The 18704-nt window shown below is 68.9% G+C and carries 16 protein-coding genes; all 16 read right to left on the bottom strand.

The annotated features are described in order from the left end of the window. Positions 1–16: 16 nt before the first annotated feature. A complete protein-coding gene (ftsA, locus tag PYV55_RS02990; protein WP_275849119.1) occupies positions 17–1246 on the bottom strand; it encodes a cell division protein FtsA in 1230 nt (409 codons plus the stop codon). A 1-nt stretch (position 1247) separates the two neighbouring features. Next, entirely contained in the window at positions 1248–2078 is an 831-nt protein-coding gene (locus tag PYV55_RS02985) for a cell division protein FtsQ/DivIB (RefSeq protein WP_275849117.1), read from the bottom strand. Further along, a complete protein-coding gene (locus tag PYV55_RS02980) occupies positions 2075–3073 on the bottom strand; it encodes a D-alanine--D-alanine ligase (protein WP_275849115.1) in 999 nt (332 codons plus the stop codon). Before PYV55_RS02980 ends, PYV55_RS02985 begins: the two co-directional genes overlap by 4 nt. After that, positions 3070–4503 (bottom strand): UDP-N-acetylmuramate--L-alanine ligase, encoded by a 1434-nt coding sequence (gene murC, locus PYV55_RS02975; RefSeq protein ID WP_275849113.1) that lies wholly within the window; start codon positions 4501–4503, stop codon positions 3070–3072. The genes PYV55_RS02980 and murC overlap by 4 nt, the downstream gene beginning before the upstream one ends. After that, complete coding sequence (gene murG / locus PYV55_RS02970) at positions 4500–5564, bottom strand: undecaprenyldiphospho-muramoylpentapeptide beta-N-acetylglucosaminyltransferase (RefSeq protein ID WP_275849111.1); 1065 nt, start codon at positions 5562–5564, stop codon at positions 4500–4502. The genes murC and murG overlap by 4 nt, the downstream gene beginning before the upstream one ends. Further along, entirely contained in the window at positions 5561–6847 is a 1287-nt protein-coding gene (ftsW, locus tag PYV55_RS02965; RefSeq protein ID WP_275849110.1) for a putative lipid II flippase FtsW, read from the bottom strand. Before ftsW ends, murG begins: the two co-directional genes overlap by 4 nt. Continuing rightward, positions 6844–8478, bottom strand: coding sequence for a Mur ligase family protein (locus tag PYV55_RS02960; protein WP_275849108.1), 1635 nt, complete (start codon positions 8476–8478; stop codon positions 6844–6846). The genes ftsW and PYV55_RS02960 overlap by 4 nt, the downstream gene beginning before the upstream one ends. After that, positions 8475–9653, bottom strand: coding sequence for a phospho-N-acetylmuramoyl-pentapeptide-transferase (mraY, locus tag PYV55_RS02955; protein ID WP_275849106.1), 1179 nt, complete (start codon positions 9651–9653; stop codon positions 8475–8477). The genes PYV55_RS02960 and mraY overlap by 4 nt, the downstream gene beginning before the upstream one ends. Next, complete coding sequence (locus tag PYV55_RS02950) at positions 9647–11173, bottom strand: UDP-N-acetylmuramoyl-tripeptide--D-alanyl-D-alanine ligase (protein ID WP_275849104.1); 1527 nt, start codon at positions 11171–11173, stop codon at positions 9647–9649. The genes mraY and PYV55_RS02950 overlap by 7 nt, the downstream gene beginning before the upstream one ends. After that, the gene (locus tag PYV55_RS02945; RefSeq protein WP_275849102.1) at positions 11170–12714 is read right to left on the bottom strand and encodes a UDP-N-acetylmuramoyl-L-alanyl-D-glutamate--2,6-diaminopimelate ligase; all 1545 of its coding nucleotides are present in this window, start codon (positions 12712–12714) and stop codon (positions 11170–11172) included. The genes PYV55_RS02950 and PYV55_RS02945 overlap by 4 nt, the downstream gene beginning before the upstream one ends. Continuing rightward, complete coding sequence (locus PYV55_RS02940) at positions 12714–14456, bottom strand: peptidoglycan D,D-transpeptidase FtsI family protein (protein ID WP_275849100.1); 1743 nt, start codon at positions 14454–14456, stop codon at positions 12714–12716. Before PYV55_RS02940 ends, PYV55_RS02945 begins: the two co-directional genes overlap by 1 nt. Continuing rightward, complete coding sequence (ftsL, locus tag PYV55_RS02935; RefSeq protein ID WP_275849098.1) at positions 14453–14788, bottom strand: cell division protein FtsL; 336 nt, start codon at positions 14786–14788, stop codon at positions 14453–14455. Before ftsL ends, PYV55_RS02940 begins: the two co-directional genes overlap by 4 nt. Beyond that, on the bottom strand, positions 14785–15714 hold the full coding sequence (rsmH, locus tag PYV55_RS02930; protein ID WP_275849096.1) for a 16S rRNA (cytosine(1402)-N(4))-methyltransferase RsmH: 930 nt from the start codon (positions 15712–15714) through the stop codon (positions 14785–14787). Before rsmH ends, ftsL begins: the two co-directional genes overlap by 4 nt. Positions 15715–15722: 8 nt before the next feature. Next, positions 15723–16151 (bottom strand): division/cell wall cluster transcriptional repressor MraZ, encoded by a 429-nt coding sequence (gene mraZ / locus PYV55_RS02925; protein WP_114482362.1) that lies wholly within the window; start codon positions 16149–16151, stop codon positions 15723–15725. A 520-nt stretch (positions 16152–16671) separates the two neighbouring features. Continuing rightward, entirely contained in the window at positions 16672–17988 is a 1317-nt protein-coding gene (hslU, locus tag PYV55_RS02920; RefSeq protein ID WP_275849092.1) for an ATP-dependent protease ATPase subunit HslU, read from the bottom strand. 85 nt (positions 17989–18073) lie between these two features. Beyond that, a complete protein-coding gene (gene hslV / locus PYV55_RS02915) occupies positions 18074–18637 on the bottom strand; it encodes an ATP-dependent protease subunit HslV (protein WP_275849090.1) in 564 nt (187 codons plus the stop codon). Positions 18638–18704: the final 67 nt, after the last annotated feature.

Here is an 18704-nt window from a genome sequence, read left to right as displayed (position 1 = left end):
GTGGTGGGCTGCATGCTCAGAAGTTCCCCACGATGAAGTCCTTGACACGGCCCAGCATGGTTTTCATGGAGCCGCTTTTTTGCGCCACCTTGAAGCCGCGCAGGCGTGCCAGGCGCGCTTCTTCGAGCAGGCCCATCACGGTGGCGGCGCGCGGCTGCGCGACCATGTCGGCAAGCGCGCTCGCATACTTGGGCACGCCGCGGCGCACGGGTTTGAGGAAGATGTCCTCGCCGAGCTCGACCATGCCGGGCATGACGCTGCTGCCGCCCGTGAGCACGATGCCCGAGGAGAGCACCTCTTCGTAGCCCGACTCGCGCACCACCTGCTGCACGAGGGCAAAAATTTCTTCCACACGCGGCTCGATCACGCCGGCCAGCGCCTGTTTGCCGAGCATGCGCGGGCCGCGGTCGCCCAGGCCCGGCACCTCGACCTGCGCATCGGGGTCGGCGAGCAGCTGTTTGGCGCAGCCGCTTTCGACCTTGATGTCTTCGGCGTCCTTGGTGGGCGTGCGCAGCGCCATCGCGATGTCGCTCGTGATCAGGTCGCCCGCGATCGGGATCACCGCGGTGTGGCGGATCGCGCCGCCCGTGAAGATGGCCACGTCGGTGGTGCCGGCGCCGATGTCCACCACGACCACGCCGAGTTCGCGCTCGTCGTCGGTGAGCACGGCCTGGCTCGAAGCCAGCGGATTGAGCAGCAGCTGCTCGACCTCGAGGCCGCAGCGGCGCACGCACTTGATGATGTTTTCGGCCGCGCTCTGCGCGCCGGTGACGATGTGCACCTTGGCTTCGAGGCGGATGCCGCTCATGCCGATCGGCTCTTTCACGTCCTGGCCGTCGATCACGAACTCCTGCGGCTCAACGAGCAGCAGGCGCTGGTCGGAGGAGATGTTCACGGCCTTGGCCGTCTCGACCACGCGCGCCACGTCAGCGGCCGTGACCTCTTTGTCCTTCACGGCGACCATGCCGCTCGAATTCATGCCACGGATGTGGCTGCCCGTGATGCCGGTATAGACGCGCTGGATCTTGCAGTCGGCCATGAACTCGGCTTCTTTGAGCGCCTGCTGGATGCTTTGCACCGTGGCCTCGATGTTCACCACCACGCCGCGCTTGAGGCCGTTGCTGGGCGCCACGCCCAGGCCCGCGAGCTTGAGCTCGCCCGTGGGCAGCACCTCGGCCACCACGGCCATGATCTTGGCCGTGCCAATGTCCAGCCCCACCACCACGTCTTTGTATTCTCTTGCCATCTCAGTGCCTGCCTTTGTCGCTTTTTTCGCTTTTTCCAGTCTTGGGCTTCGCGCCCGCCGGCGCGCCCTCCGCCACCGTGCTCACGCCGCGCAGGCGCAGCGCGTAGCCGCTCGGGTAGCGCAGGTCGGCCGATTCGAGCGCATCGACGCGCCGGCCGTAGTGCGCGGCCACGGGCGTAACGGTGCGCACGAAGCGCTGCGCGCGCTGCACCAGCTCCTGCGGCGTGCCGCTGCCGAGTTCGACCACGGCGCCGCTGTCGAGCGTGGCGCGCCAGCCGCCGCGCCCGCTTTGCGCCAGCGTCTGCACCTGCAGCCCGAGCGGCGCAAACACCGGCTGCAGCAGCGCATGTGCCTGCAGCATTTCGAGCGCGTGGCCCTCGGGCGCGATGAGGCGCGGCAGGTCTTCGTCGACCGCATCGGTGTTCACCTCGAACACCTCGCCCTCGCGGTTCACCATGGCGGTACCGCCTTCGGGGCCCCAGTAGGCCGCGGGGCGGTATTCCTGCAGGCGCACGCGCAGGCTGGCCGGGAATTCGCGCCGCACCGTGGCCGTGCGCACCCAGGGCACCTGCTCGAAGGCCGCGCGCACGGCGTGCAAGTCCATGGTGAAAAAATTGCCCGCAAGCTGCGGCGCGACGTTGGCGCGCAGCGTGACGGGGTTGTTGTGCTCGAGCTCGCCCTCGACCACGATGCGCGTGAGCGCAAATGCCGGCGCGTGCAGCACGCGCCAGGCCAGCGCCGCCAGCAGCAGCGCGGCGCAGCCCACGAACACGACCGAAGCGGTCAGGTTCATGAGCTTGACGTCGGGCGGCACGGGCAGCGGGGCGTTCATTGCGGTGCGCCTCCCCAGGTGGCGCCGGGCGGCGTGTCCAGCGTGGCCGTGGCGAGCAAGGCCAGGCACAGGTCTTCGTAGCTGAGGCCCGCGGCGCGTGCCGCCATGGGCACGAGCGAGTGGCCCGTCATGCCCGGCGAGGTGTTGATTTCGAGCAGGAAGGGCGCGCGGTCGCCCTGGCGCACCATGATGTCGGCACGTGCCCAGCCGCGGCAGCCCAGGCTGCGGTAGGCCGCGAGCGCAAGCTGCTGCAGCGTGCGCTCCTCGGCCTCTGGCAGGCCGCTGGGGCAGTGGTACTGCGTGTCGTCGGTGAAGTATTTGTGCTGGTAGTCGTAGTTGCCGCCGGGCGCGACGATGCGGATCAGCGGCAGCGCGCGCGCCTGCGCGCCCGTGCCGAGCACGGCGCAGGTGGTTTCGTCGCCTGCGATGAACTGCTCGCACAGCACCTCGGGGTCGTATCGCGCGGCGAGCGCGTAGGCGGCGGCGCACTCGTGCGGCAGGTGCACCTTGGTCAGGCCAATGGTCGATCCCTCGCGCGCGGGCTTGACGATCATGGGCGCGCCCAGCGCCTGCAGCGCCTGCACGGTTTCGTCGGCGCTGGCCACCTCGCGCCAGTCGGGCGTGGGCAAGCCGTCGGCGCGCCACAGGCGCTTGGTCATGGTCTTGTCCATGGCCAGGCTCGAAGCGAGCACGCCCGAGCCGGTGTAGGGAATGCCCAGCAGTTCGAGCGCGCCCTGCACCGTGCCGTCCTCGCCATGGCGGCCGTGCAGCGCGATGAAGCAACGCGCAAAGCCTTGCTGCCGCAGCGCACCGAGCTCCTGCGTGGCCGGGTCGAACGCCTGCGCATCGACGCCGCGCGCGCGCAGCGCCTGCAGCACGCCCTGGCCCGACATCAGCGAGATGTCGCGCTCGGCCGAGGTGCCGCCCAGGAGCACGGCAACCTTGCCCAAGGCGGCAACGTCAATGCTCGGGAGTTTGAGGTCAAAATGGCTCATAGCGCTTGCTCTACCTGCGCAGGCAGCTCCTTGGTTTGTAGCAATTCGACGACTTTCGCGGGCACCGCGCCGATCGAGCCCGCGCCCATGCACAGCAGCACGTCGCCGGCGCGTGCGTTGGCAGCGATGGCCTGCGGCAGTTCGGCCACGTCGGCGATGAACACGGGCTCGACCTTGCCGGCCACGCGCAGCGCGCGCGCCAGCGTGCGCCCGTCGGCCGCGACCACGGGCGCCTCGCCCGCGGCATAGACCTCGGTGAGCAGCACGGCGTCGGCGTTGCCTATGACCTGCACGAAATCCTCGAAGCAGTCGCGCGTGCGGCTGTAGCGGTGCGGCTGAAAGGCCAGCACCAGGCGCCGGCCCGGAAAGGCGCCGCGCGCCGCGGCGAGCGTGGCCGCCATCTCGGCCGGGTGGTGGCCGTAGTCGTCGATCAGCGTGAACGTGCCGCCGCCCTGCGCGGGCAGCTCGCCATAGCGCTGAAAGCGCCGCCCCACGCCCTTGAAGCCCGCGAGCGCGCGCAGCACGGCCTCGTCGGGAATGTTGAGCTCGACCGCGACGGCGATGGCAGCGAGCGCGTTGAGCACGTTGTGCGCGCCCGCGAGGTTGAGCACCACGTCGAGGTCGGGCAGTTGCACGCCGTTGCGCCGCTGCACCGTGAAGTGCATCTGCCCACCTTCGGCGCGCACGTCGACGGCGCGCACCTGCGCGTCCTCGGCAAAGCCGTAGCTCGTGACCGGGCAGGTCACGTCGGGCAGGATCTCGCGCACGGCGGGACTTTCGAGGCACAGAATGGCCGCGCCGTAAAACGGCATGCGGTGCAGAAAATCGACGAAGGCGTTTTTCAGTCGGCCGAAGTCGTGCCCGTAGGTTTCCATGTGGTCGGCGTCGATGTTGGTGACCACGGCCATCACGGGCAGCAGGTTGAGAAAGGACGCGTCCGACTCGTCGGCCTCGACCACGATGTAGTCGCCCTGGCCCAGGCGTGCGTTCGCGCCCGCGCTGTTCAGGCGCCCGCCGATCACGAAGGTCGGGTCCAGCCCGGCCTCGGCGAGCACGCTGGTCACGAGGCTGGTTGTGGTGGTCTTGCCGTGCGTGCCCGCGATCGCGATGCCACGCTTGAGGCGCATGAGCTCGGCCAGCATGAGCGCGCGCGGCACCACGGGAATCTTGCGCGCGCGCGCCGCGACCACCTCGGGGTTGTCAGGCTTGACCGCGGTGGAGGTGACCACGGCGTCGGCGTCGGCGATGTGCGCGGCGTCGTGCCCCACCGCCGTGCGTATGCCCAGGGCTGCGAGGCGACGCAGCGTGGCGCTGTCGGCCAGGTCCGAGCCCGAAATGGCGTAGCCCAGGTTGTGCAGCACTTCGGCAATGCCGCTCATGCCGGCGCCGCCGATGCCGACGAAGTGGATGTGGCGGATGGCGTGCTTCATGCGGCGAACTCCTCGCACGCGGCGACGATGGCCTGTGTGGCTTCTGTTTTTTGCATCATTTTGGCCTTTTGCGCAGTGTTCATCAGCGTGAGGCGATCTAGATTCGATAGCATTGTGGCGAGTTTTTCAGGGGTCAAGTCCTGTTGCGGCACGAGCCAGCCGCCGCCCGCGTCGGTGAGAAAGCGCGCGTTGCGCGTCTGGTGGTCATCGACCGCGAACGGAAAGGGCACGAAGATCGCGGCCGCGCCCACGGCGGCGATCTCGGTCACGGTGCTCGCTCCGGCGCGGCAGACGATCACGTCGGCGGCGGCAAACGCGCTTGCCGTGTCATCGATGAAGGGCGTGAGTTCGGCCTGCACGCCTGCGGCTGCGTAGTGCGCGCGCAGCGCTTCGAGCTGCGCCGCGCCGCTTTGGTGCGTGACCTGCGGGCGCGCGGCGGGCGGAATCAGCGCGAGCGCCTGCGGCACGATCTCGTTGAGCGCACGCGCGCCCAGGCTGCCGCCCACCACGAGCAGCCGCAGCGGGCCGCTGCGACCGGCAAAGCGCGCGGCAGGCAGGGGCTGCTGCAAAAACGCCTCGCGCAGCGGATTGCCCACCCACTGCGCGCCGGGCAGCGCATCGGGGAAGGCCGTGAACACGCGCTGCGCAAGGCGCGCAAGCAGCTTGTTTGCCATGCCGGCAATGGAGTTTTGCTCGTGCAGCACCAGCGGCGTGCGTGCAAGCGCGGCCATGAGCCCGCCCGGAAAGCTGATGTAGCCGCCCAACCCCACGACCACATCAGGCTGCACGCGACGCAGCACCGCGCGCGCTTGCGCGAGCGCGCGCAGCAGACGCCCCGGCAGGCGCGCCAGCGTGCCCAGGCCCTTGCCGCGCACGCCGGAAAAATCCACTGCCTCGAAGGCAAAGCCCTGCGGCACGACGAGGCGCTCTTCCATGCTGCCGGGCGCGCCCAGCCAGTGCACGGCGAAACCGCGCGCACGCAGCGCCTGCGCCACGGCCAAGCCCGGGAAGATATGCCCGCCCGTGCCGCCGGCCATGATGAGGGCGGTTTTGCGCGTCATACGCGGCCCCCTCTCATCAGGAGCTTATTCTCGTAGTCGACGCGCAGCACCACCGCGAGCGCCACGAGGTTCATGAGGATGGCCGAGCCGCCGAAGCTCATGAGCGGCAGCGTCAGGCCCTTGGTGGGCAGGGCGCCGAGGTTCACGCCCATGTTGATGAAGCTCTGAAAGCCAACCCAGATCGCCACGCCCTGCGCGACCAGGCCCGCGAACACGCGGTCCAGCGCGATCGCCTGGCGGCCTATGTGCATGATGCGGCGCGTCAGCCAGAAAAAGAGCACGATCAGCGTCAGCACGCCGACGAGGCCAAACTCCTCGCCGATCACCGAGAGCAGGAAGTCGGTGTGCGCCTCGGGCAGCCAGTTGAGCTTTTCCACGCTGTTGCCCAGGCCCACGCCAAAGATGCGCCCGCGGCCGATGGCGATCAGCGCGTGCGAGAGCTGGTAGCCCTTGCCCAGCGCGTGCTCCATGCTCCACGGGTCGAGGTAGGCAAAAATGCGTTCGCGTCGCCAGGGCGACAGGCCGATCATGAGCCCGAAGGCCACCACGAGGATCAGCGCGATCACGAAGAACATGCGCGCATTCACCCCGCCAAGGAACAAAATGCCCATGGCGATCACGGCGATCACCAAAAACGCGCCCATGTCGGGCTCGGCCAGCAGCAGCATGCCCACCACGGCCACGGCCACGCCCATGGGCAGCACGGCGCGGAAAAAGCGCTCCTTGACCTCCATCTTGCGCACCATGTAGTCGCTCGCGTAGATCACCACGGCGAGCTTGGCGAGCTCGGACGGCTGAAAATTCATGATGCCCAGCGGCAGCCAGCGGCGCGCGCCGTTGACCACCGTGCCCACGTGCGGAATCAGCACGAGGATGAGCAGCATCAGCGAGGCAACGAACATCCAGGGCGCGATGCGCTCCCAGGCGTCCATGGACACCTGAAACGCCAGCAGCGCCGCAAGAAAGCCCAGGCCCAGCGCAATCGCGTGGCGCATGACGAAATGCGTGTGCGCGATCTTGCCGAAGCGCGGGTTGTCGGGCAGCGCGATCGAGGCCGAATACACCATCACCAGCCCCCAGGCGAGCAGCGCAACCACCACCCACAGCAAGGTCTGATCGAAGCCCAGCACGCGCGCGGGCGTGGCGCTGGTCTGGCGGTACTCGGTGCCGCCCACGCGCACGGGCAGACGGTCCGCGGCCTGCGCCGACAGGCCGCCGAAGCGCGTGCCGGCCCAGGCGGCAAAACGCTGCCAGAGGCTCACGGATGCGAGCACGCGGCTCATGCCATGCCCTCCACGTCTTGCCCCATGTTCAAGGCCAGCGCGCGCACGGCCTCGCGGAACACTTCGGCGCGGTGCGCGTAGTCGCGGAACATGTCCAGGCTCGCGCAGGCCGGCGAGAGCAGCACGGCGTCGCCCGCTTGCGCGCACTGCGCGGCCTGCTGCACGGCCTCGGGCAGCGTGGCGGCGTCGAGCAGCGGCACGCCCGTGCCCTGCAGCGCGGCGCGGATGCGCGGCGCATCACGCCCAATCAGCAGCACGGCGCGCGCGTGCCGCGCCACGGGCGGCGCGAGCGGCGTGAAGTCCTGCCCCTTGCCCTCGCCGCCCAGGATCAGCACGATGCGGCGCTCGGCCCCCAGGCCGCTGAGCGCGGCCACGGTCGCGCCCACGTTGGTGCCCTTGCTGTCGTCGAAATACTCGACCCCGGCGACGATGGCCACGGGCTCCACGCGGTGCGGCTCGCCGCGGTATTCGCGCAAGCCGTAGAGCATGGGCGCGAGCGCGCAGCCCGCGGCGCTGGCGAGCGCCAGCGCGGCGAGCGCGTTCACGGCGTTGTGGCGCCCGCGGATGCGCAGCGCTTCGGCGGGCATGAGGCGCTGCAGCTGCAGCGGCACCTGTGCGTCGGCCCCTGATTCAGTACGCGCACGGCGGCGCGGCGCGGCGTTTTCGGCGTTTTCGTGCGGCTGCGCACGCACGAGCCAGGCCATGCCATGCACCACTTCGATGCCGAAGTCGCCAGGGCGGCGCGGCAGGTCGCCGCCGAAGGTCAGGTAGGCGCGCTGCGGCGCTGTTTGCGGCCGCGTTTTGCGCGCGGTAGCGTTCGATGCGACAGTGCTGGATGCAGCCGGCGCCGCGGCGGGCAGCATCTGCATCACGAGCGGGTCTTCGCGGTTGAGCACCATGAGCGCGTGCTGGCCAAAGATGCGCGCCTTGGCCGCCGCGTAGTCCTGCAGGCTGCCGTGCCAGTCGAGGTGGTCTTGCGTGACGTTGAGCACCGCGGCCGCCGTGGGCTCGAAACCCTGCACGCCGTCGAGCTGGAAACTGGAAAGTTCGAGCACCCAGACCTCGGGCAGGCTGCCCGCGACCATGCGCTCGCTCAAGGTGTCGAGCAACGTAGGCCCGATGTTGCCCGCGACGGCCACGCTCTTGCCGGCACGCTCCACGAGCTGGCCGGTCAGCGAAGTCACCGTGGTCTTGCCGTTGGTGCCCGTGATGGCCAGCACGGCGGGCGCGTAGCCAGTCTGCGCACGCAGTGCCTGCAAGCCTTCAGAAAACAAGTCCAATTCGCCCCAAACGCTGATAGATTCTGCACTTGCAGCTTCCATAATGGGAGCATTCGACGCCGGGCTCAGCCCCGGCGAGCGCAGCACCGCGGCATAGCCCTGGCCGCGCAGCAGCGCCGCGTCCAGCGCGCCGCTCACGAATGCGGCCTGCGGCAGCTCGGCGCGCAGCGTGGCGAGCTGCGGCGGTGCAGCGCGCGTGTCGGCCACCGTGACCTGCGCGCCGCAGCGCGCGCACCAGCGCGCCATCGCCAGTCCTGAGGCGCCCAGGCCCAGCACGAGCACGCGCGCGCCCTGCCAACGCGCGAGCGCCGGGGCAAGCTGGGCAATGGAAGTGGTGGCGGGGCTGTTCATCGCAATTTCAGGGTCGAAAGCCCCACCAGACACAGCAGCATGGTGATGATCCAAAAGCGCACCACGACCTGCGTTTCCTTCCAGCCTTTTTTCTCGAAGTGGTGGTGCAGCGGCGCCATCTGGAACAGGCGCCGGCCCGCGCCGTAGCGCTTTTTGGTGAACTTGAACCAGCCCACCTGCAGCATCACCGAGAGCGCCTCGACGACGAAGATGCCGCCCATCACGGCGAGCACGATCTCCTGGCGCACGATCACGGCCACCGTGCCCAGCGCCGCGCCGAGCGAGAGCGCGCCCACGTCGCCCATGAACACCTTGGCCGGATAGGCGTTGAACCACAAGAAGGCCAGCCCCGCGCCCGCGATCGCGGCGCAGAACACCAGCAGCTCGCCCGCGCCCGGAATGTGCGGAAAGAACAGATATTTGGAATACACCGCATTGCCCACGACGTAGGCAAACACCCCGAGCGCCGAGCCGACCAGCACCACCGGCATGATGGCCAGGCCGTCGAGCCCGTCGGTGAGGTTGACGGCGTTGCTCGCGCCGACGATGACCAGGTAGGTCAGCACGACGAAGCCCCACACGCCCAGCGGGTAGCTGACTTCCTTGAAAAACGGCAGCAGCAGCCCGGCCTTGGGCGGCAGGTCGAGCGCAAAGCCCGACTGCACCCAGGTAATGAACAGCTCGAGCACGCGCGCATTGGAATTGCCGGAAATGGCGAACACCAGGTACAGCGCGGCGAGCAGGCCGATCAGCGACTGCCAGAAATACTTCTCGCGCGAGCGCATGCCCTCGGGGTCTTTGCGCACCACTTTGCGCCAGTCGTCCACCCAGCCGATCGCGCCAAAGCCCAGCGTGACCACGAGCACGATCCAGACGAAGCGGTTCGACAGGTCGGCCCACAGCAGCGTGGACGCCGTGAGCGCGAGCAAAATCAGCACCCCGCCCATGGTGGGCGTGCCGCTTTTGACGAGGTGCGACTGCATCGCGTATTCACGCACGGGCTGGCCGATCTTGAGCGCGGTGAGGATGCGGATCACCTTGGGCCCCGCCGCCAGCCCGATGAGCAGCGCCGTGAGCGCGGCCATCACGGCGCGAAAGCTCAGGTACTGGAACACGCGCAGGTGCCCGAAATCGGCCGACCAGCCCTGCAGCCATTGCGCGAGCCAGATCAGCATGCGGCACCTGCAGCCCCGACTGGCGAGGAAGTGGATGAAGTCGAAGCTGCCGCAGCGGCCGCTGCAGTCAGCATGGGCGCGGCGGCCCCAGGGCGGGCCGCAAGGGCCTGCACCACCTGTTCCATTTTCATGAAACGCGATCCTTTCACGAGCACGCTGCCCAGCGCGGGCAAAGCGGCGCACGCGGCCTCCTGCAAGGCGGCCATGTTGTCGAAATGCCGGCCCGCGCCGCGCCCTTCGGGGTCGAAGGCGCGCACCGCGTGTGCGGCCAGTGCGCCCAGTGCATAAAGCTTGGTAATGCCCGCGGCGCGCGCCTGGGCGCCGGCCTCGGCGTGGAACTGCGGGCCTTGCGTGCCCACCTCGCCCATGTCGCCGAGCACGAGCAACTGCGGCGCGGGCAGCTCGGCGAGCACGGCGATGGCCGCGCGCACCGAGTCCGGGTTGGCGTTGTAGCTGTCGTCAACCACCGTGATCTCGCGCCCACCCAGCTGCAGGCCAAACGCGCGCGAGCGTCCCGCCACGGGCCGAAAGGCCGCGAGCCCCTGCGCGATGGCGTCCGGCGGCACCCCCGCGGCGAACGCGCAGGCTGCAGCGGCGAGCGCATTCGTCATGTTGTGGCGCCCGGCGATGTGCAGCCGGCAGGCGAGCGGCCCGGTGGGCGTGCGCATTTGCACGCTCCAGGCGGCTTGCTGCGCGCCCGGCTGCTCCGGCGCCTCTGCCAGCTCCCAAGTGGCGCGCAGGCACTCGAAATCGGCCCCGGCGCCGCCAAACGTAAGACAGCGCCGCCCCGCGGCCAGGCTGCGCCACAGCGGCGTGTAGTCGTCCTGCGCCGGGAACACGGCCACGCCGCTCTGGGGCAGCGCGGCCAGCACGGCGCCGTTTTCGCGCGCCACGGCCTCCACGGTGTGCATGAATTCGAGGTGCTCGCGCTGCGCGTTGTTGACCAGCGCCACCGTGGGGCGCACCAGCTCGGCCAGGTAGGCGATTTCGCCCGGGTGGTTCATGCCCAGCTCGACCACGCCCACGCGGTGCGCGGCCGTGAGGCGTAGCAGGGTCTGCGGCACGCCGATGGCGTTGTTGAGGTTGCCGCGCGTGGCAAAGGCCGCCTCGCCCGCGTTGGCGGCGAGGATGCACGCGATCATCTGCGTCACCGTGGTCTTGCCGTTGCTGCCGGTGACGGCGATCAGCGGCAGCGTGAACTGTGCGCGCCAGCCCGCGGCGAGCGCGCCCAGCGCCGCCGTGCTGTCGGGCACTTCGATGCCGGGCAGGCCCGCGGCCTCGAGCCCGCGCTCGGCCACCACGGCCAGCGCTCCTTGCGCGCGCGCCTGGGGCAGAAAGTCGTGCGCGTCGAAACGCGCGCCGCGCAGCGCCACGAACAGGTCGCCCAGCTGCAGCGTGCGCGTGTCGGTATGCGCGCGCTGCAGTTCGATGGCCGCCGCGCCCGCCGCATCCACGCCCACGAGCCGTGCCGCGGGAAGGCGCGCACGGATGAAGTCGAAAGCCTGCTGCAGCCGCATCATGCCGAACCCCCACGCGCCGCGAGCGCGGCCTGCGCCTGCGCCAGATCGGAAAACGGCACACGCCGGCCTGCGATTTCTTGATAGTCCTCGTGGCCCTTGCCGGCGATCAGCACCACGTCGGCAGCGTCGGCCTCGGCCAGCGCGAGCGCGATCGCGGCAGCGCGGTCGGGCTCGGCGCGCACGGTCTCGCCCGCGATCGTGCCGAGCAGAATCTGGTGGATGATGGCCGCCGGGTCTTCGCCGCGCGGGTTGTCGCTCGTTACCACCACCCAATCGGCGCGGTGCTGCGCCACGGCGCCCATCTGCGGGCGCTTGCCCGCGTCGCGCTCGCCGCCGCAGCCGAACACGCACCACAGCTGCCCGCCGCGCGCCTGCGCCACGGGGCGCAGCGCGAGCAAGACCTGTTCGAGCGCGTCCGGCGTGTGCGCGTAATCGACCACCACGAGCGGCTGCCCGTGCTCGGCCGGCACCTGCTGCATGCGCCCCGGCACGGGCGGCAGCGCCTCGCACGCGCGCAGCGCCTCGGGCAGCGCCACGCCCAGGCTGCGCAGCACCGCGAGCACGCCAAGCAGGTTCTGCAGGTTGTAGCGCCCCACCACGCGTGGCTGCCAGGGGTGGCGCTCGGTGCCTTCGCACACCGTGCAGGCGATGCCTTGCGCGCCGAAGTGCAGGTCTTGGGTCCACAGGCGTGCGCCCGGCACCGGCGGCTGCTGCGCCAAGGGCACGGACACGCCCCAGAGGTCGAGTGCGCAGCCACGCACTTCGCCTTCGAGCTCGGCGTGCAGGCGCGCACCCTGGGCGTCGTCGAGGTGGATCACCGCGGCCTGCAGCCCCGGCCAGTCGAACAGCGCGCGCTTGGCGCACCAGTAGGCGTCCATGTCGCCGTGGTAGTCGAGGTGGTCTTGCGTGAAGTTGGTGAACACCGCGACGCGAATGCGCGTGCCCGCGAGGCGTTGCTCTGCCAGACCGATCGAGGACGCCTCGATGGCACAGGCCGCGAGCCCCTGGTCGGCCATCTGGCGCAGCGCGCGCTGCAGCCGCACGGGGTCGGGCGTGGTCAGGCCCGAGCCTTCGAGCTGGCCCGGCGTTCCCATGCCCAAAGTGCCTATGAGCCCGCATCCAGTGCGCCCATGCAGCTCTTTTTTCGAGAGTGCATGCGCGAGCCACCAGGCGGTGCTGGTCTTGCCGTTGGTGCCCGTGATGGCGATCACGTCGAGTTCTGCCGAGGGGTGGCCGAACCACTGCGCGGCGATCTCGCCGGTCGCGGCCTTGAGCCCGCGCAGCGCCGCGATGGCGGCGTCGGGGTGGCGCGCATCGAGCGCAAACGCCTCCACGCCGTCTTGCTCGACCAGGCAGGCCGCAGCGCCGCGCGCCAGGGCGTCGGCCACGTGCGCACGCCCGTCGGTCGCGGCGCCGGGCCAGGCGATGAAGGCGTCGCCGGGCGCAATCTGCCGGCTGTCGGTCTGCAGCGTGCCGCGGCCGGGCGCAAGCAGCGTGCGCAACCATTGCACGGCCTCGGGGGCGCTTTGGAGTATGCGCATCACAGCGGCTCCTCCACGTCGGCGACGATCTGCGGCTTCACGTCCATGTCGGGCGGCACGCCCATGAGGCGCAGCGTCTGCTGCACCACCACGCTGAACACCGGCGCGGCGACCAGGCCGCCATAGACCTGGCCGTTGCTCGGCTCGTCGATCATCACCGCGACGATGATGCGCGGCTTGTCGATCGGCGCCATGCCGGTGAACCACGAACGGTACTTGCCCGAGGCGTAACCCTTGCCCTGCTGCTTGCGCGCCGTGCCCGACTTGCCGCCCACCGAGTAGCCCACGGTCTGCGCCTTCTGCCCCGTGCCGCCCGGACCGGCGGCCATTTGCAGCATTTTGCGAATCTCGTCGGCCGTGCGCTCGGAAAACACCGGCACGCCGACCGCGGGCGTGCTGCTCTTGAGCATGGTGGCCGGGATCACGCGCCCGCCGTTGGCAAACACGGTGTACGAGCGCGCCATCTGGAACAGGCTGGCCGAGAGCCCGTAGCCATAGGCCATGGTGGCCTGCTCGATCGGGCGCCAGGTCTTGTAGGGGCGCAGGCGCCCGCTGACCACGCCCGGGAACGCGAGCTGCGGCTTTTGCCCGAAACCCGCGGCCGAGAAGGTTTCCCACATCTCGCGCGGCGACATCTGCATCGCGATCTTGGTCGTGCCCACGTTGCTCGACTTCTGGATCACCCCTTGCACCGTGAGCACGCCGTAGTTGTGCGTATCGGAAATCGTCGAGCCCGTGATGGTGATGCGCCCGGGGTTGGTGTCTATGATGGTGTCGGGCCGCACGCGCCCGGTTTCGAGCGCCAGGCCTATGGTGAAGGGCTTCATGGTCGAGCCGGGCTCGAACACGTCGGTGAGCGCGCGGTTGCGCAGCTGCTCGCCCGTGAGGTTGCGGCGCTCGTCGGGCACGTAGCTCGGGTAATTGGCCAGCGCCAGCACCTCGCCCGTGTGCGCGTCCAGCACCACCACGCTGCCGGCCTTGGCCTTGTGCTCCTGCACCTGGTCGCGCAGCTTCTGGTAGGCGAAAAACTGCACCTTGCTGTCTATGGACAGCTGGATGTCGCGCCCATCCACGGGCGGCACGTCCTCGCCCACGCCTTCGACGATGCGCCCCATGCGGTCCTTGATCACGCGGCGCGAGCCGGGCTTGCCCGCGAGGTCTTTGTTGAAGATCAGCTCCATGCCCTCCTGGCCCTGGTCTTCGACGTTGGTGAAGCCCACGATGTGCGCGGCCGCCTCGCCCTCGGGGTACTGGCGCTTGTATTCCTTGCGCAAATAGATGCCCTTGAGGTCGAGCGCGACGATCTGCTGGCCCACGTCCCAGTCGAGCTGGCGCTTGATCCAGACGAAGGTCTTGTCCTCGTCGGCCAGCTTGCGCTGCACATCGACAAGCGACATGCCCAGCAGCTGCGCCAGCCTGGGCAGCTTGGCGCGCACCTCGGGGTCGTCCTGCTCTACGTCCTCGGGAATGGCCCAGATGCTCGCCGCGGGCACGCTCGAAGCCAGCAGCAGGCCGTTGCGGTCCAGGATGCGGCCGCGGTGCGCGGGCAATTCGAGCGTGCGCGCAAAACGCACCTCGCCCTGGCGCAGGAAAAAATCGTTCGCAAGCACCTGCACGTAGGCCGCGCGCGCCGCCAGGCCGACGAAGCCCAGCGCGAGCAGCGCAACGATGAACTTGCTGCGCCACAGCGGCGTGCGGCTGGTCAGCAAGGGGCTGGAGGCGTAGCGCACGCTGCGGCTCATGGCGGGCCTCCCGCAGAGGCCGCAGGCAGCGCAGCAGCGTCGGAACCATGGGCTGCCGATGCGTCTTTCGCCCCGTCGCCCACGTACTGCGTGATCGCCGGCGTCGCGGTGCGCATCTGCAGCTGCGTGCGCGCGATTTTTTCCACGCGCAGCGGCGTGGCCTGCGCGCGCTTTTCGACCTGCAGGCGCTGGCGCTCGGTCTCGAGGCGCCGCGCCTCGGCCTTGGCGCGGTCGAGCTCGGTGAACAGGCGCCGCGATTCGTACTGCAGGTTGACCACGTAAAACGCGCTGGCCAACACCGCGAGCAGCAGCACGAGGTTCAGGCGCGTCATGCGGGCACCTCCGTGCGCTCGGCCACGCGCAGGATGGCGCTGCGCGCGCGCGGGTTCACGGCCAGCTCGGCCGCGCCGGGGCGAATGCGCCCCAATGCCTTGAGGCGCAGCGGCGCAGGCGCGGCAAACGGCGTGCGCCGGTCGAACACCTCCTTGGAGTGGTGCGCGATGAACTGCTTGACGATGCGGTCTTCGAGCGAATGGAAGCTGATCACCACGAGCCGCCCGCCCGGCGCAAGCACCCTGAGGCTTGCTTCTAGCGCCTGCTGCAGTTCCTGCAGTTCGGCGTTGATGAAAATCCGAAAAGCCTGAAAGGTGCGCGTGGCTGGGTGCTGCCCAGGTTCGCGGGTCTTGACCGCGCCAGCCACGAGTTCGGCGAGCTCGCCGGTGCGCGTGAGCGCTCCCTGCTGCGCGCGCCGAGCAACAATCGCCTTTGCAATGGCGCCAGCAAACCGTTCTTCGCCGTAATCACGTACCACCTCCGCAATCTGGCCCTCATCGGCCTCGGCCAGCCACTGCGCCACGCTCTGGCCGCGCGTGGGGTCCATGCGCATGTCCAGCGGCCCATCGAAACGAAAACTGAAGCCGCGCTCGGCCGCGTCGAGCTGCGGCGAGCTCACGCCCAGGTCCATCAGCACGCCGCAGGCGCTGCCCGCGGGCAAGTCGGCCAAGTGCGCAAACCCCTCGTGGCGAATGGCAAAGCGCGCGTCGTCGATCTGCGCCGCGGCGGCGACGGCCTCGGGGTCTTTGTCGAACGCCAAGAGGCGCGCCTGCGGCCCCAGGCGCTGCAAGATGCGCCGCGCGTGCCCGCCGCGGCCGAAGGTCGCATCGACCCACAGGCCCGCAGGCGCGGGGCCCGCGCCGCCCAACAGGGCTTGCACGGCCTCTTCGAGAAGGACCGTGGTGTGCTGCAACTCCCGATTCACCGCGTTCCTCAGAAAGAAAAATCTTTGAAGACGTCGGGCATTTCGCCCTGCATGGCCTGCGCTTCCTGCGCGTCGTAGCTGGCCTTGTCCCAGAGCTCGAAGTAGCTGCCCATGCCCAGCAGGATGGACTCCTTGCTGATGCCGGCCGCCGCACGCAGTTCGGGCGAAATCAGCACGCGGCCCGTGGCGTCCATTTCCACATCCATCGCGTTGCCCAGGAAGATGCGCTTCCACCACTGCGCCGACATGGGCAGCTGGGCGATGCGCTCGCGGAACTTTTCCCATTCGGGCCGCGGGAACACCATCAGGCAGCCATGCGGGTGCTTGGTGATCGTGAGCTGGCCTGCCGCCGTCGCGAGCAGGACGTCGCGGTGCCGGGTCGGCACGGACAGCCGCCCCTTGGCATCGAGGCTCAGCGACGAGGCACCCTGGAACACGACGAAGATTCCCCAGCTTGGTTGAAGCCACCGCACCCCGGAAATCGGAGTTTTATGGCACTTTTCACCACTTCATTGCACTTTTTTGCACTGTAGCAGGAAAAGCCAACCGCGCAAGGGCTCTTGCGGGATTTTTTTGTAATGAAATCAAGGACTTATCCGCCAAACGCAAACGACGGAAAAAGGAAAACCATTGCCGTATAAGCACTTAGCGCAGGCTTTGAACGTGGCACATGCAGAGAAGGGAGCGGCCTCGAGGCCGACCCAGCTAGAAGCCTGTCGGGCTTTGGGCGTCGAAAGCGAGAATGCGCCCCAGCGAGGCCAGTTTTTGTCGGATTCGCCGCCCCATAGTGGTGCTATGGGGCAAGAAGCCGGCAAAAAATGGGCCGCTGCGGCGCATTCGCAGCCGACGATTCCAAAATCCGGCAGGCTCCTAGCAGGCATGGTGGGCAGCGCACCGCGGCGCCGTGCTCGGCGCGCAAGCCCAGGGACATCTGGCCCGCGCACGCGGTTGGCTTGCTCAGAGGATGTAGCGCGACAGGTCTTCGTTCTGGCTCAGGCTTTGCAGCCGGGCATCGACGTAGGCGGCGTCTATGGTGATGGTCTGGCCTGCGAGGCGCGTGGCCTCGAAGCTGACCTCGTCGAGCAGCCGCTCCAGCACCGTGGCCAGGCGGCGCGCACCTATGTTCTCGGTGCGCTCGTTGACCTCGAAGGCGATATGCGCGAGGCGCGTGATGCCTTCGGGCAGAAACTCCAGCCGCACGCCCTCGGTGGCGAGCAGCGCCTGGTATTGCTTGACCAGGCTGGCGTGCGTCTGCGTGAGGATGGCCTCGAAGTCCTGCACCGAGAGCGATTCGAGCTCGACGCGGATCGGAAAGCGCCCCTGCAGCTCGGGGATCAGGTCGCTCGGCTTGGCGAGGTGGAACGCGCCCGAAGCAATGAACAGGATGTGGTCGGTCTTGACCATGCCGTACTTGGTGGACACCGCGGTGCCCTCCACGAGCGGCAGCAGGTCGCGCTGCACGCCCTGGCGCGAGACGTCGGCGCCGCTCGTTTCCTGGCGCGCGGCGACCTTGTCGATCTCGTCGATGAAGACGATGCCGTTTTGCTCGGCATTGGCGAGCGCGCGCGTGCGGATTTCTTCCTCGTTGACGCGCTTGGCCGCCTCCTCCTCGGTCAGCAGCTTGCGCGCCTCGGCGATCTTGAGGCGGCGCGTGCGGCGCTTGTCCTGGCCGATCTGGCTGAACATGCCGCGCAACTGCTCGGCCATTTCCTCCATGCCCGCCGGACCCATGATCTCGAGCGTGGGGCGGCTTTCGGCAAGCTCGATGTCGATGTCCTTGTCGTCGAGCAGGCCCTCGCGCAGCTTCTTGCGAAACACCTGGCGCGCGGTGCTGTCGGCGGGCTCGGCGCCGGTGCGCGCGGGCGGCACCAGCACGTCGAGGATGCGTTCCTCGGCGGCGTCTTCGGCCAGCGTGCGCACCTTGCGCATTTCCGCCTCGCGCATCTGCTTGACGGCGACTTCGGCGAGGTCGCGGACGATGCTGTCCACGTCCTTGCCCACGTAGCCGACCTCGGTGAACTTGGTGGCCTCGACCTTGATGAAAGGCGCGTCGGCCAGGCGCGCAAGGCGCCGCGCGATCTCGGTCTTGCCCACGCCCGTGGGGCCGATCATGAGGATGTTTTTGGGCGTGATCTCCTGGCGCAGGCCCGCGTCGACCTGTTGGCGGCGCCAGCGGTTGCGCAGCGCGATCGCCACGGCACGCTTGGCCGCCGCCTGGCCGACGATGTGGCGGTCGAGCTCGGAGACGATTTCCTGGGGGGTCATGGACGACATGGTATTTGCATCAAAAGTGCCGAATACGCTGATGTATCAAGCGCAAGCAGCTATCAAAACAGAGGCATTCCGCAGACTGCCAGATTCACAGCGTCTCTATGGTGTGGTGCATGTTGGTGTAGATGCACAGCTCGCCGGCGATCTCCAGCGATTTTTTCACGACCTCGTGCGCGGGCAGGTCGGTGTGGTCTAGCAGCGCCTTGGCCGCAGACTGCGCGTAGGCGCCGCCCGAGCCTATGGCGACGATGCCATGCTCGGGCTCGAGCACGTCGCCATTGCCCGTGATGATCAGCGAGGCCTCGCGGTCGGCCACGGCCAGCATGGCTTCGAGGCGGCGCAGCACGCGGTCGGTGCGCCAGTCCTTGGTGAGCTCGATCGCGGCGCGCACCAGGTGGCCCTGGTGCTTGTCGAGCTTGGCCTCAAAGCGCTCGAACAGCGTGAAGGCATCGGCCGTGGCCCCGGCAAAGCCCGCCAGCACCTTGCCGTGGTGGAGCTTGCGCACCTTGCGCGCCGTGCCCTTGACGACGATGTTGCCCAGCGTGACCTGGCCGTCGCCGCCCAGGGCAACCTGCACGCCATCGGCGGTTTGGCGGCGCACGCACAAGATGGTGGTGCCGTGGAAGGTGGGGAATTCGGTCGAGGCTTGCATAAGTGATTCAGATGGGGGCAACGCGCTCCTGTGCAAGCCACGGGGAGGCTATCTCGGCAGGAGAAAG

The sequence above is a fragment of the Extensimonas soli genome, from assembly GCF_029211265.1.
Lineage (GTDB): Bacteria > Pseudomonadota > Gammaproteobacteria > Burkholderiales > Burkholderiaceae_C > Extensimonas > Extensimonas soli.
The sequence above is the reverse complement of the archived record's forward strand: the minus strand, read 5'-3'. Positions and strand labels throughout refer to the sequence as shown.